Origin of the sequence: Chryseobacterium sp. JV558, from assembly GCF_033712365.1 — a bacterium.
GTDB lineage: Bacteria > Bacteroidota > Bacteroidia > Flavobacteriales > Weeksellaceae > Chryseobacterium.
This window is the reverse complement of record NZ_WJHU01000001.1, coordinates 234,515-249,297: the sequence shown is the minus strand read 5'-3', so window position 1 is coordinate 249,297 and position 14,783 is coordinate 234,515. Positions and strand designations below refer to the sequence as shown.

14 protein-coding genes are annotated in these 14,783 nt (G+C 35.5%); 5 read left to right on the top strand and 9 right to left on the bottom strand.

The window, feature by feature from the left end:
* The first annotated feature begins 88 nt into the window (after positions 1 to 88).
* From GFU89_RS01185 to GFU89_RS01175, 3 genes are all read left to right on the top strand, one after another.
* Positions 89 to 3,100: a reprolysin-like metallopeptidase gene (locus GFU89_RS01185; RefSeq protein WP_318845391.1), complete on the top strand. Its 3,012-nt coding sequence runs from the start codon at positions 89 to 91 to the stop codon at positions 3,098 to 3,100.
* 345 nt (positions 3,101 to 3,445) lie between these two features.
* Positions 3,446 to 4,681: a PKD domain-containing protein gene (locus tag GFU89_RS01180; RefSeq protein WP_318845390.1), complete on the top strand. Its 1,236-nt coding sequence runs from the start codon at positions 3,446 to 3,448 to the stop codon at positions 4,679 to 4,681.
* A gap of 159 nt (positions 4,682 to 4,840) precedes the next feature.
* Positions 4,841 to 5,272, top strand: a complete 432-nt coding sequence (locus GFU89_RS01175) for a lipocalin family protein (protein WP_318845389.1) — start codon at positions 4,841 to 4,843, stop codon at positions 5,270 to 5,272.
* 122 nt (positions 5,273 to 5,394) lie between these two features.
* Here the strand turns inward: GFU89_RS01175 and GFU89_RS01170 are convergent, their stop codons facing one another.
* The 4 genes from GFU89_RS01170 to GFU89_RS01155 form a co-directional block, all read right to left on the bottom strand.
* A complete protein-coding gene (locus GFU89_RS01170; protein WP_318845388.1) occupies positions 5,395 to 6,561 on the bottom strand; it encodes an iron-containing alcohol dehydrogenase in 1,167 nt (388 codons plus the stop codon).
* Positions 6,562 to 6,628: 67 nt separating this feature from the next.
* Positions 6,629 to 7,504 carry a helix-turn-helix transcriptional regulator gene (locus tag GFU89_RS01165; protein WP_318845387.1) on the bottom strand — a complete coding sequence of 292 codons (876 nt, stop codon included), beginning with the start codon at positions 7,502 to 7,504 and terminating at the stop codon, positions 6,629 to 6,631.
* Positions 7,505 to 7,616: 112 nt separating this feature from the next.
* Positions 7,617 to 7,946, bottom strand: a complete 330-nt coding sequence (locus GFU89_RS01160) for a helix-turn-helix domain-containing protein (RefSeq protein ID WP_318845386.1) — start codon at positions 7,944 to 7,946, stop codon at positions 7,617 to 7,619.
* 242 nt (positions 7,947 to 8,188) lie between these two features.
* Positions 8,189 to 9,625 carry a hypothetical protein gene (locus GFU89_RS01155; RefSeq protein WP_318845385.1) on the bottom strand — a complete coding sequence of 479 codons (1,437 nt, stop codon included), beginning with the start codon at positions 9,623 to 9,625 and terminating at the stop codon, positions 8,189 to 8,191.
* A 696-nt stretch (positions 9,626 to 10,321) separates the two neighbouring features.
* On the opposite strand from GFU89_RS01155, the gene GFU89_RS01150 reads away from it, so the two are divergent.
* On the top strand, positions 10,322 to 11,020 hold the full coding sequence (locus tag GFU89_RS01150; protein ID WP_318845384.1) for a hypothetical protein: 699 nt from the start codon (positions 10,322 to 10,324) through the stop codon (positions 11,018 to 11,020).
* A gap of 95 nt (positions 11,021 to 11,115) precedes the next feature.
* A complete protein-coding gene (locus GFU89_RS01145; RefSeq protein ID WP_318845383.1) occupies positions 11,116 to 11,538 on the top strand; it encodes a transposase in 423 nt (140 codons plus the stop codon).
* A 382-nt stretch (positions 11,539 to 11,920) separates the two neighbouring features.
* Here the strand turns inward: GFU89_RS01145 and GFU89_RS01140 are convergent, their stop codons facing one another.
* From GFU89_RS01140 to GFU89_RS01120, 5 genes are all read right to left on the bottom strand, one after another.
* Positions 11,921 to 12,460 carry a carboxymuconolactone decarboxylase family protein gene (locus GFU89_RS01140; RefSeq protein ID WP_318845382.1) on the bottom strand — a complete coding sequence of 180 codons (540 nt, stop codon included), beginning with the start codon at positions 12,458 to 12,460 and terminating at the stop codon, positions 11,921 to 11,923.
* A 129-nt stretch (positions 12,461 to 12,589) separates the two neighbouring features.
* Positions 12,590 to 12,988 carry a DoxX family protein gene (locus GFU89_RS01135; protein WP_318845381.1) on the bottom strand — a complete coding sequence of 133 codons (399 nt, stop codon included), beginning with the start codon at positions 12,986 to 12,988 and terminating at the stop codon, positions 12,590 to 12,592.
* A 74-nt stretch (positions 12,989 to 13,062) separates the two neighbouring features.
* The gene (locus GFU89_RS01130; RefSeq protein WP_318845380.1) at positions 13,063 to 13,485 is read right to left on the bottom strand and encodes a hypothetical protein; all 423 of its coding nucleotides are present in this window, start codon (positions 13,483 to 13,485) and stop codon (positions 13,063 to 13,065) included.
* A gap of 9 nt (positions 13,486 to 13,494) precedes the next feature.
* Positions 13,495 to 14,247 carry an SDR family oxidoreductase gene (locus tag GFU89_RS01125; protein WP_318845379.1) on the bottom strand — a complete coding sequence of 251 codons (753 nt, stop codon included), beginning with the start codon at positions 14,245 to 14,247 and terminating at the stop codon, positions 13,495 to 13,497.
* Positions 14,248 to 14,295: 48 nt separating this feature from the next.
* On the bottom strand, positions 14,296 to 14,781 hold the full coding sequence (locus tag GFU89_RS01120; protein WP_318845378.1) for a DUF1097 domain-containing protein: 486 nt from the start codon (positions 14,779 to 14,781) through the stop codon (positions 14,296 to 14,298).
* Positions 14,782 to 14,783 lie beyond the last annotated feature (2 nt).

Here is a 14,783-nt window from a genome sequence, read left to right as displayed (position 1 = left end):
GTAATACAAAATTAGCAATTACTTTTGAAAACCGGAATATTATATTTCATTCATCAAAATACTCTTGTTAAATACCTAATTTTTTAAAATGAGAAAAACTCTATTATCATTATTTTTGATATCAGGCTTCTGTCTTTCCAATGCCCAAAAGTGGGAACCTGCTTCACAGAAAGTATCTGAAATCCGAAGAGAGGTAAAAATTCAATATGCTTACAAAACTGATATTACTACTTTAATTCAGTTATTAAAAAACGCAGAGGAAACAGGCGCTAATGCAAAAGCAGTAACGATTCAATTACCTACAGCAGAAGGAACCGTAGAAAAGTTTGCGGTATACAGCAATCCGGTAATGGAAAAATCATTGGCTGAAAAATACGGATTAGGATCTTATGTAGGCGTTGGGATTGATGATCCTGCCAAATATGTAAGATTCAGCACATCTCCTACAGAAATACAGTCTATGGTTATCAAGGACGGTAAATTCCAATTTATAGAACCTGTTACCGCAGATAAAAAGACCTATGGCGTGTTTTATAAAACGCAGAGAACAGATTCTGAACAAGGGTTTACCTGCATGGAAGGTAAAAAAGAACAGGACTTTCACTCTCTAAGAGAAGCAGGAAAAAACAAACTTGCAGGAATCAATATTACAGGAAGACCTGCTGCATCCATGTACAGGACTTACAGACTGGCTTTATCTGTGACAGGTGAATATACAGCCCTTTTTGGAGGCGTTGCAGGAGCTCTTGCCCAGATGAATAATACCATGACTCGTGTAAACGGTGTTTTTGAGAAAGAATTTGCCATTCACCTGAATATACAGAATCTTCCCAATATTATCTATGCCAATCCCGCTAATGATCCTTATACGAATGACTTAAATGGTCAACTGCAACAGACCTTAACTGCTCAGGTAGGCAATGCCAATTATGATATCGGGCATGTATTTAATGCAGCTGGAGGAAACGGAAATGCTGGATGTATTGGCTGTATATGTACTGATCCAACAGTTGCAAAGCCACTAGGTAAAGGTTCAGCCTTTACTCAAAACCAGAATCCGATGGGAGACACATTTGATATTGATTATGTAGCTCATGAAATGGGGCACCAGCTTGGAGGAAACCATACCTATTCTACGGTTACTGAGAGTTCAGGTGTTAATGTGGAGCCAGGAGGAGGAACAACTATTATGGCATATGCCGGGATTACAGCCAATAATGTTCAGATGAACAGTGATGCTTATTTTCATTATTCATCCATCAACCAGATTCTTACCAACCTTGAAGGTAAAGTTGGGTGCGGAGTGGCTCAAAACATCGCCAACAATAATGCACCTGCCATTACACCACTTATTTCTTATAATATTCCTAAAGGGACAGCGTATTATCTGGATGCTAACGCTGTAGATGCCAATGGAGATCAGTTTACCTATAACTGGGAACAGTATGACAGCGTAGGGTCTACAAGCTCAATATCAGGAGACAGCGGCTGGGGCTTTAATCCTGAAGGATCTCTCACCCGTTCTTATCCTGCTGTTGCTTCCGGAAGAAGATATTTCCCAAGTCTCCCTATTGTGATGAGTGGGAAACTGACTAATAAAGACACGTGGGAAACGGTTTCCTATATTCCGAGAGTTTTACATTATGCTGTATCTGTACGTGATAACAACCCGAACAGACCGCTGACTATTTCTGCTGAAAATACAGTAACTGTTGGAAATGACGGGCCTTTCAAATTTAAAGGATTAACCGCTTCTTCTACTCTGTATAACAATGCAACCAATACTATTTCCTGGGATGTTGCCAACACAAACCTCGCTCCATACAACACAGCCAATGTAAAAATTGAATATACAACTGATTTAAATAATGGATCAGCATGGACAGAACTGGTAGCTTCAACTCCTAATGACGGTAGTTTTGAAATACAGATGCCCGCGGTGCTGCAGGGAAATATTAAGCTGAGAATTTCAGCGGTAGGAAATATATTTTATGCTGTTTCCCCTACAGTGAGTGTAGGAAATGCTCCCGCTTCTTTAAACAATCCTCCAACAGGTCTTGCTGCCTTTGAGAATGATATATTAAAAACCTCAGCAACCGTTTCATGGAACCATGTACCGGGAGCGACCTATTCTGTGAACTACAGAAAAGTGGGAACCGCAAACTGGTCTAATGCTGCCAGTCAGGTTAGTTCTGTACTATTAAATAATCTTGAAGATGAAACCTCTTATGAAGTTCGTGTTGCATCTGTGATCAATAATGTTCCCGGAGGGTTTTCACCAGTTTATAATTTTAAAACAAAAGGATTACGCACCGGGTATGATTACTGCCTGATGACTACAGGAGGAAACACAACAAATATGGACCTTTTCAGTGGTATATTAAGGGTAACTCTGGCCAATGTGGATTTAGCGGGCAACGGAACTACCGTTCAGCATGCTTATAAAGATTATTCTGAAGATCCTGCAAAACTGATCCAGCTTACCCAGGGCGCTCAGTATAATCTGAATTATATCGTATACGCTAACCGTGATGGTGCCGATTATCCGGATTGGATGGATTGGGTACAGGTGTGGATTGATTACAACAGAAACGGAGTATTTGAAGATTCAGAAAGAATAGGTATTGATGGAGCTATTCCTAATGCCAATGCAAGACATCAGGGCAGCTTTGCATTTGCTGTTCCGGCTGATGCTTATAATGGTGACAAAACATTAAGAATGAGAGTCGCCAGCGGATTTTTCAATGCTTCAGATGATTCATGTACAAGCCCATCTGTAAATGTAAACGGAGGCGGTGTTTTGTCTCGTGGTTCAGTATGGGATTTTTCTGTAAAGATCAGCGCTGCTCTTGGGGTAAAAGAATCAACTCAATCATCATCTGATATTGAAATTTATCCTAATCCTGCAGATACATTTGTAGAAGTGAAAAACCTGAAAGGCAAAGCGGATTACAAAATCTACAGTGCAGACGGAAGACTTGTTCAGGGAGGAAAACTGGACGGGCAGAGAATCAACGTTGCTTCACTGATCAAAGGAATGTATGTCATCACCATAACGGATGATAAGACGACTTATAATACAAAACTAATCAAGAAATAGTTGTAATAATTAGTGTACCGTGTACCTGCGGAAGATTATTACTGCCTGCAGGTACTTTTTTAATCGATTATTAAAATACAATCAACAAGTAATTCATATTATATAAAAAAGATAAGAACAATATCATAAAACACAATTTTTAATCATTTTTAGTAGTGTATCTGCAGTATAAGTGATTTACTGCAGGTACCTTTTACAAGAATTACCGTTCAAAAAAGATAAAATGTATATCAATCTATATTTTAAAAAAAACATTTTTTAATCGTCGTTTGTATTGCGTACCTGCAAGATAAGTGGTTTTCTGCAGGTACCTTTTTTTTAATTTCAATCCAAAAAAAATAATATATGATAAAAAAACTACTCTTTTTACTATGTATCGGATTTTCAGTCTTATCATACTCCCAATCCGATGAGGTTCTGTTTATAGGAAACAGTATCACGTACTTTAATGACATGCCTGAAATATTTAAAAATATAGCAGCTTCAAAAGGAAAAAATGTTTCTATAACAACGCATACTCCGGGGGGAACCGGTTTTGTAAATCACGTAGATGATGCGTCACTGTATCAGAAAATAAGATCTAAGAATTATAAGTATGTTATCCTACAGCCTGGAAGTGCTGAATCCCCAGGTTATTCTTTTCCTGTAGCCGTTACCGCTGAACGTGGCCGCAAGATCAGGGATTCTATCCGAAAGTACAGCCCGTGTTCTAAAATATTTCTCTATGAAATTCCCTATGGAGTCCCTTCTGCCAATGAATACAACACCTATTTTACCATTCAGCAAAAAATAAAGGATTCCATTACTAAGATGTCTAATCTAATGCAGGTGGAAATGGTTCCTGCCGGTGAATCTGCAAGGAATTATTACAATACTACTCAGGATCTTGCTCTTCACGGATCATACAATGATATTCATCCGGGACCGAAAGGAAGTTATCTTGTGGCAGCTTCCATGTATTCAGCAATTTTCCAGGATCATGTCTTTCCATCTACTTTTTATAACGGATTACCACAGAACACTGCCGAAAGTTTTCAGAATATTGCAGATCAGGTTTTTTTCAATAATCCTGCACAATGGAACAGTAATGCGTTCCACCTTCATGCAGATTTTACAGCAGGAATTAATGGAACAACGGTGAATTTCACCAATCATTCTACCAATCAGACCTCAGTATTGTGGAATTTTGGAGACGGCACTACTGATTCATCTTTGAATCCGGCTCACCAATATACTTCCCCGGGAAATTATACGGTTACACTTACGGCCAACAAAAACTCCTGTTCAGAAACCTTTACTAAAATAATTACTATTGGTTCACTCGGAGCAATGAATCCTAACGTAAAGCCTGAACTTACGTTTTATCCGAATCCTGTTACAGATTTTTGTTATATCAGCAGTAAAGAAAAAATGAAAGACATCATTATTTATGATATGGCACAAAGAAAAATTGCCGATTGGAAGAATCTTCATGTGAATGATACAAAAATAGATTTTTCAGCGTATAGCAAAGGAACTTACATCATGAGTATTCTTTATGAAAATGACCATAGGGAAACCCTTAAGATTATAGTTAAATAATCAGGCTGCCAAAAAATTCGGTTATAGCTAAATTCAAAAAAACTGCAATCATTAATCTACAAAATCAGCGATATAAAACTACACTTATCGGGGTTTATAAGAAAATAGATGACTTAAGTTTGCAATGCACTTCAAGATAAATTAATATTTACAAAATAAATGAACTTAATATTTTTTGACATCATGAAAAAAACTATTTCAGTAATTATCCTCGGAATTTTAGTATCATGTAATCCTTCAACTCAGAATAAAAATTCAAAAGTACACACAGATACCTCTGAAGACCAAAATTCTTTGAAAACTAAACTTGCAGGAAAATGGTTACAGCCTATTCCAGGCCAGGAAAATGAGAAACAAGGTTTTGAACTTAAAGAGAATGGTGTTGCATCTTCATTAAATATCCATACTTTATTATATGATCAATGGAAGGTTTCTCATGATACACTTTTTGTATGGTATCATACTGAAGGTATACGCCAGGTTTCGAACGACATTGATACATTACTGATTAAAAAGCTTACCGATGATCAGCTCACCGTATCTTATGCAAGAAACCCCAGCTTTGAACTCATTTACAATAAAGGAAAATAAATATTCCATTAAGATGATGGTTAAATAATTGAATAACTAAAAAAAAGAGAACTCAAATGAGTTCTCTTTTTCTATATAAGCAACAGTTCATTGAACATCATTGCATTGATGATGACAAAAGATTAACCTGCAACAACTTCTTCTGCATACACAACACCTTCATAACAAGCGTTGTAAATAGCTTTCAATTCTTCTAAAACAGGAACTCTCGGGTTAAAACCTGTACAAGGGTCTGCCAGAGCATTGGCTGTAATATAGTCAAGGTTTTTATCCCAATCTTCTCTTGAAATTCCGAAATCTTTGATCGCTGACTGATTGTTGACTTCGGAACGTAATGTCTCAATAGCCTGAGCCAGTTCTTCAGTAGTTTCTTTCCCAATTACTCTTGCAAGATCAGGATAACGTTCTGTAGCCAGCGCATTATAACGGATCACATTCGGAAGAAAAATAGCGTTTGAAGCTCCATGAGGAATTCCATACAAGGCTCCTACCTGGTGAGACAGAGAGTGTACAATTCCCAGCCATGCATTGTTGAAAGCTAAACCAGCCATAAACGATGCATCATGCATATTCTGACGGGCCTGAATATTCCCCGGATTTTCTACTGCCTCTTTAAGGTTATCAAAAACAATCTCCAAACCACCTTTAGACAAAGCATCTGCAATGTTATTGTCAATATTTGAAACATAAGCTTCCACACAGTGTGTTAAAGCATCAAGTCCTGTATTGGACGTCACATGAGCTGGCATTGAAGCGCAGATTTCTCCATCAATAATCGCGATATCCGGTGTCAATTCGTAAGAAACAACAGGGTATTTCACTCCTTTTTCTCTGTCGGTAATTACCGCAAGACCCGTAGTTTCAGTTCCAGTTCCGCTTGTAGAAGGAATAGCGATAAACTTAGCTTTATTTCTCAGAACCGGAACTGTGAAAGGTTTAATCAAAGCATCAAATTCAACCTCAGGATATTCGTAAAATACCCACATGATTTTTGCAGCATCAATTGCCGAACATCCTCCTAAACCGATAATCCAGTCAGGCTGAAATGTATTCATTACCTCTGCACCTTTCAGACAGGTAGCTGATGAAGGATCTTCTTCTACTCCTTCAAAAATCTGTGTTTCGATTCCTGCTTCATTAAGATACGCTACCGCTTTGTCAAGAGTTCCACTTTTTCTCATGGAACTTCCACCTGTTACAATAACGGCTTTTTTACCCTGAATATTTTTTAATTCGTCAAGACTTCCTGCACCATGGAAGACTTCGCCTGCAATAAATAATTTGCTCATTTTTCTTATCTGATTTTAATAAGACAAAATTAGACAAGCCTTCACAAGCCCTGTTATACAAACGGGACTATGCGTTATACATTTGCGCCAATTCCTGCTGAAGTTCGGTGGGAGTTTCTTTGAGTTTTGCTTTTACAAATTTATTGAGGGCAGAAGGAGAATTAAAACCAAGATCGAAAGCAATTTCTTTATGAGAAAGATCGGAAAACATCAACTGTCGTTTAATTTCCGTTAAAATACGGTTGTGTATTGCCTGGATGGCAGTCTCTCCGCAATGTTTCTTCGTAATGGAGTTTAATTTTTTGGTTGTAATGGCCATTTCTTCTGCATAGTACTGAACGGTTCTGTATTGTTTGTAATGTTCATTCAACAGTTTTTTAAATCTTACATAGATAGGTTGATCCGCCGTTTTTTCATGCAAAACCGGATGTAAGCCGTGAATGGACTCGATAAGCCCAAGAAGAATAATTTTGATGTAAAATCTGGCCTGTTCTTTCTTTATAAGGGTTGGATGTTCATAAATTTCTTTAATGATTGAAATGTTGCGTAAGCTTTGTTCAAAATCCTCACGGGAAAGTATTGTGCAGTTGAGCTGTTTAGAAAGATTGACATTATAGGTACTCAGTTCATTCTTCAGAATATCGGAACAAAACAGTATTTCCTCAAACAGAATAATATTCCCGATCAGATCTTCACTTGACTCTGCAACACAATGTACCTGCTCCGGAAATATCACAGAGATTTTTCCTGCTTTTATCCAATGAACTTTATCTTCAATATAAACCTGAAGTTTTCCCTGTTCTACAATGAAAATGCAAAAGTGGTCTTTTTTGTGCGGTTTTGCATAGTGATCCAAATGATCTTTATTCAAATCAAAAACCCGGAAAGACAGATTTTTATCTTCCTGTTTCTGAATATTTTTTTTGATCTCCAGTTTCTTCATAATTCCTTTTACCAAGGCAAATTTAAGATTAAAAAAGGGATATAAACCATTATCTGCAATGATATCTTTCTGAATAAAGGGTTTCTTAAAACCGAGGCAGACTAATTGCGTATTAAACCAAAAACAGTTTTTTCCATTTTGAAATTGTATTCCGGCTCAATTTAAAATATCTTGCTAATTCAGAGTTATTTAAGCTGTTATTTTTCTGATATTCCAGAATTTCAAGAATCGCCGATTTGTCATAAGAACGATGTCTTTGATTGGCAAATTCGGTCTTTTTATCAGCTTTAGGAAAAATAATATCATTGATAGCAATAACATCTTTCACTGAAAATGTTGCTTTAGACAATATGGATGTACATTGTGCTTTTTTTGTGGGATGCTTCAGTCTTAAGATATCTTCGTAGATTCTTTTATAATCCGGGGATTCTGTTTTTTGCATAGATTCTTTATTTTAATCACATATCCCCGAAAAGGGGGCCGGAGTGTGACTGATCTCCGGCCAATAATAACTAAACTCTCAGCCACAAAGAATAAGTTTATCTTTTAAAAATACCATTACGGCAATTTTTCAATTATCCTATTTTTCTTTGAATACAAATTTGATTAATCCTCATTATTTTTCAAAAAAAACACCTATCACATAGGTATTACAAGGCAATCTGCAATACAGCTCCGGCGTTATCAGATTTTATTATTAATATTTTTCATCCACAGATAAATATCTTCATCCGATGGAATCCCCAATCTCTTACGCAAGCGGTTTTTTCTGGTCTGTACAGATTGAGGCTGAACAAATGTATATGCTGCAATGTCTTTGGTAGAGAAATTAAGAAATAACAGAGCGCAAAATTTCAATTCTGTACTCTGCAGCTGAGGTTCTATTTTCATTAAGCTTGGAAAGAAATCAGGATATACTTCCTGAAACCGGGTAAGAAATTCCGGATCATTATTTTTAGCCAACAGAATGACTTCTTCAAAGGCAAAATTCAATTTTTGATTCAATTCCTGAGTTTCCTTTTCTTTTATATTTAAGACTCTATCTTTATTTTTTATTCTGATATGCACAAAAAAGATGATAATAACAGCACTTACAACTCCTATAAGCATAATGTATAATAAAAGATGGGTTTTATCTTCCAAAGGTTTCTGCTTTTCTTCTACAAGAAGACCTACAGTATCTTCCAGATTCTCCTCATCTATCTTTTTTAAACTATCACTAAGACTATTATATTTAAGTTCATACCTATTTCCTTTATCAATCTCACCGGTTTTTTCGTATGATATGGCTATTAAACGGTATAATTCTGATAATTTTTTAAAATTCTTTGCCTTTGCAGCGAGCTTTATGGCTTTCTCATAATTTACAATTGCTGAATCATATTGCTTTCTCACATCATGAATCTGTCCCCAAAGCTTAAATGTTGCAAAATCATTATTCCCCCACTTTATAGGTACAGATTGAGCTGATCTAATATAAATCTCTGCAGAATCAATTTTGTTTTCATTGAGCTTTACTTCAGCTAAAAGTAACATTGCTGCTTTTAAACTTGTATTCATACCAGCATCTATTTTTTTTGGTTTTTTCAATTCATCAATAATTTCTTTTCCATAATAAGCAGCAGAGTCATATTGCTTTTTCTCAAAATAATTCTTGCCTATCTGGACAAGGATCATTCCTTTTATGGCACATCTGGTAGAATCATTTTTTAAACCATTTGCCATCACCAGGTTTTTCTTTAATTTTTTCAGGGCTTCGTCATACATTTTAATGCCTCTGTAATTAATACTGTATAATATATTCATGGAAATTTCCTGATCTTCAGCATCCGAATTTTTAAATTCGGGTTCCATCATCTTTAAGAAGTAATTGCTCTTATTATACTTGTATTGCATAGAAAAAGCAAGAGCTAAATTATAATATGCAGACAATTTACCTTCTGCATAATTAATATGCTTAGCATCATCCAGTATCGAAAGATTCAAGGTGACCATTTCATCAGTCTGCCCATCAATAAGAAGAGCATTAGATTTCTCCAGCCTTTTATCAATAGTTGTTGTGGTAATTTTAGACTGTGCAAACAGTACTAATGGGAAAAACAAAAAGATAAATTTCATCATGTAGTAAGTATGTGTAAATAATTTATACATAAAACAAATATAACAGTAAAAAAAAACCAAATTGAAAATAAATAAATGATTTGAGTATTAAAAAACCATCAATAATAAAAAATTCAATATCCAATCAATAATTTCAAGAGAGATTACTGCCTATTTTAAGAACAATGATAAAATATTTAAAGAAAAAAGAAACCGATATGGGCATGACATAGGTATGACACAGATATGACATGAAGAATTATTGACATATTGCAATTGCTATCCAAAAATAGAATCTCATTATTATCCAGAATATTTTTTTTGTTTATTACAGAAATCAACTTCCACAAACGGCTATTTAATAACAACAAAAGTAAGTTTCAACTGTATCGATCAAACTCAGCATACATTATAAAATACAGGTATTACTCTAAGATTGACTCTATCATTCCTATTCAAGAAATAACAATTAATCATACGAAATAAATATCACAAAAGTGAGAATATTTTAAAATAATACACTTTTTAGTTAATAAAAACAAAACAATGATTATCAACAAGTTAAATCCATGTCATAGCTATGTCATAGGTGAAATTTTGCATAGTATAAAGTTCAGAAAGTAATATTGCAGAAACAAAATGTATCCAATTGATTTACAGCACATACAACTACATATCTGTAAATCTCAGGTAAAAAAATAAAAAATCTTTACATCTATGAAAAAATTATTATTACCCACTGTTCTACTAGCCTCATTGAACGTATATTCACAGGTTGGGATGAATACTTCAACCCCTAGTGCTACACTTGATATAGTTAGCAAAGGAACCACTAGTGCTACAAAAGCCCTGGAGATTAATGACAGTACGAACAAAGAGCTGCTTAGTGTATCTGATGATGGATCTGTACGTCTGGAAAACTATAAAAACTTCAGCTTATTGGGAACTGATGCTAACGGCAACCTCAAAGATGGCACAACAATAAGTATACCTTCTATCGTAGGAATTGCCACAGGAATTGCTTCAACCGCTGATCTTTCTGCCAATACAGAAGCTAAGTACACTTTTACTACTAACAAGATCAATTCTGCAAACTTATCATACAGCGCAGGGAACTTTACAGTACTGAAAGCTGGATATTATGGTATTTCACTTTACACAAAAAAAGATGTCAGTATGAATTCTCCTACAACTGGAGGAACAGTGCAGACCTTCATAAAAAAAACGGTTTCAGGTACTACAACTGAACTCTCAGTCAATCAAAATGGCTTAACTGATAATGTTTCTATTGAAGCAAATACAATAGGAGTAACTGCCTATTTTAATGTTGGTGAAATAATAAGTTGCAGAGGTAACTACACAAGACCTCATAGGTTAACTACAGCCTCATTAAGTATTGTATATTATGGTACCTGATGAATTCCCTTCCGGCTTATAAAATATTGATTTTCAAACTATAAAAACCACTTTTACGCCATCACAAAAGTGGTTTTTATACAAATCCGTTTACTATGCTTTTTAAAGACATTCATATTGGTGAATTGATACAAAAACGGGTGGAGGAAACGGGTTTCTCTACAGACAGGCTCCTGAACTTTATGCAATGCAGTCATAAGGAACTTGCAGAAATGTACAAAAGCAAATCTCTGGATACAGAGGTTCTTCTTAAGTGGAGCAAACTTTTAACGTATGATTTTTTCAGGATCTATTCTCAGCATCTTTTACTCTATGCACCTCCTTTATCTACTGATTATTATCAAAAAGTAAAACGGGAAAAAACAAAGCTTCCGGAGTTCAGGAAAAATATTTATACCGTTGAAATGATTGATTTTATCTTAAATCTTTTAAAAACGAATGAAAAAACAAAACAACAGATAATAGAAGATTACAGAATCCCAAAAACCACTTTATACAAATGGATCAAAAAATACTAGAACTTTCATAAATCAAAATTTTAAGTTGCTGCATACATTATAATATCCCTCTATTGAATGTGTGTTATCCTTTTTACTTTTTTATAAACGTACGATTCTATAACACAAATGGAAAATGTATCTGTACTGGTACAAAGGTTGTCAAATTGATCAAAAAAAGAAATAAGGATTTCCCGTGTATATAATAAAGAATAGTGATTAAGTTTTATGGATATAGTTTAGTATTACATTTCTATTTTATCCCCAACCTTTTTTTAAGAATTTACTCATTTAAATTCTCAAGTGAAATTTATTTTTGGTTGGGGAATTTCTTTAAAAATAAAAAGCCTCTAAACAGAGGCTTTTTATGATGATAAACTTATGGTTTATCTACTTTTTATTATTAATCCAGTTGATCAGCCAATGGGAAATCTACAGGTATTTTCGTTACGGCAAATGCATAGTTTGTAAATGTTCTTAGAATGACCAAACCTATCAATTCCATCACCGCCGAATTGTCAAATCCTGCGGCTAAAAAATTCTCTATCTTATCCTGAGCTGCTTCTCCTTTTTGTTCTGAAACTGATTTTGCCAGTTCAAGAATCGCATTTAATCTCGGATCATCAACAGACCCTTTTCTGAAGCTCAGAATATCTTCTTTTGAAATTCCTTTCATTCCTGCAATCATGGTATGGGCAGCCAGACAGTAATCACAATGGTTGGCTTCAGACACCACCAGATTGATAGCCTCTTTCTCTTTTGCTGTAAATATTCCTTTGTTCAGTTCTTCTTCCAGTCCTAACAATCCTTTCAATGCATGTGATGAATAGCCGATGGTTGCATAAAGATTAGGGACTTTACCCATTGTTTTTTTTATCTGATCAAAAATTACCTGTGAATCCTGACCTACTTCTTCTCTCGATGGAACGTTAATAATGTTCATAGTATGATGATTTAATGTTAATGGATAGGTTGTTATATACCCTCCTTTTAATTATTTTACTACTGCAAAGTTATTCTGTGAGAGACCGTCAAAACATGCACAGAAAGGGATATTACATGGACAAATTGATCATTGTGCATTCTTTCCGGATAGATCCACACTGTACGATCCCGGACCGGTAAAAAACAAGAGCATAGAACTGCTGAAAAATAAAAGTGCTATTTCACCTCTGTAAGTCGTTACATCACAATGCTGAACTAATATAAAAGCAGCGAAAGTGTTTAATGCTATGACAGAAGAAGCTATTTTGGTTTTGAAACCAAACAACAGCAATACTGCACAAAAAACATCAGAAAAGGTTGCAAACAGAAGTCCCGGCAGTTTTCCGATGTGCAGAGGGTCAGCAATTTTCGTAAGCATTTCAGAAAAGTGAAACAGTTTTTCGTGTCCGTGATTACTATAAAGAATGAGGCTGATCATAACCCTGAAGAATAATAAACCTCGGTCTCTGTTAAAAAAATTCATCATTTTTCCCATAATTCATTCAGTAAAAACAGAAACTTCCCCTACGGTTATTGAAAGTTTCTGTTTATCATTAAGTTTTAATACTCTGCCTGCCCGATTTCAAGCTTATTTATTTTTCCTTCTTTGTTAAAATGAAATTTAAAATACGCTTTAAAATCACCATACTCATCACTATGAAAAGCTCCATAAACGGAATTCCCATTATCCTCTACTTTATCTATACTCACAAAATTCTCAATAGTAATAGCATGGGTAGAAAATTCTTTAAAATTTCGGGGATTGCTGTCATCCAAAAGGATAGCATCTTTGGCAAAAAGAGAAATCCATTTTTCTATATCACTCGCCTGAAAGGCTTCAACAGCCTGTTTTACTGTAGTATTCTTTATTTTTGAAGTATCCATATTCTTTATTTTTTTATGTTGATGCCCGCTTTGCTGTCCACATGCATTCAGACTGCAGATCATCACCAGTACAATACTGAATAATTTTATAGTTTTCATTCTTCTGTTTTATTGATTAGCTCCCCCGTTCACCAGTAAATGCTGTCCATTCACAAATGAAGAAAGATCACTTGCAAAAAATTCTGCAATATTGGCGACATCTTCCACTTCTGCCAGCCTTCCCATCGGACAGCTTTCAATCAATGATTTTCTCAACTCAGGATAACTTCCTTCTTCTGCAAAAATTCCTGAATGGTCTACAGCAAAAGGAATAATGGTATTCACTGTTACTCCACGGTGTCCTATCTCTTTTGAAAGTACATCCACAAGATATCTGGGTGTTGTTTTACTTCCACCATATACTGCCATTCCCTGAACAGGAAAAGCTGTAGTGGATGATGCCACGTAAATAATCCTCCCGTTGTCCTCTATATTCAGTGCGGCTTGCTGCATGGTGAAATAAGCGCCTTTTGTGTTGATTGAAAACAATCTGTCAAACTGTTCTTCCGTAAATGCCGTTACGGGAGTTTCCACCATTTCAATACCTGCATTGGCAACCACGATGTCTATTTTCCCGAACGCTTTTCTGGCTTCATCAAAAAGATATTTAATCTCAGCCACTTTGCTTACATCTGCCTTTACAGAAATCACATTGCTTCCCATTGCTTTGATCGTGCTTTCCACCTCATCAGCAGAAGCTTTATCCCGTGAATAGTTTAATACGATATCAGCGCCCAAAGCAGCATAACGTTCGGCAATAGCTTTTCCTAAACCTCTTCCTGAGCCAGTAATAATGGCTACTTTATTTTGTAGTGAATTCATTGTTTTTGATTTTTTTAATTTGAATAATGATTGTGTTTAAAATAAATTTTATTGAGCGGATGATCCCGTCACCTGTTTTTCATGGATTATTTCGATAACCTTGTTATTCAGCCAGGCAAAGAAAAATCCTGCTGTGATGGGTATCAGTAATTTTAATATCGGGAGCGGTTCCAACGGTGGGTGAACTCCGAACAAAATAATTAATCCTAAAAACCATGCAGGTATATTATTCAGCTTTTGAGTTCCTGCGAAATACGCTAATGATCCTATGTAAAAGAATACAGACACCGGAAATCCAAATCCCCCGATAAATTGTTCTAAAAATCCGGCTGTCAACTGGATCAATACCGCCATTCCCATTCCCAGAATAATCTGTAGGAAGGCCCAAAGAGAGCTTTGCCACTTTTTACCGAAAATGTAGAAACTCACCCAGGCTATGAACATCACCCACGTTGGCCACTGCTGTGAAAAAGAAACGGTAACTGCAATGGCCCCAAAAAGGCCGAATGCTGCTGCAATTGGTAAGGTTTTCATAA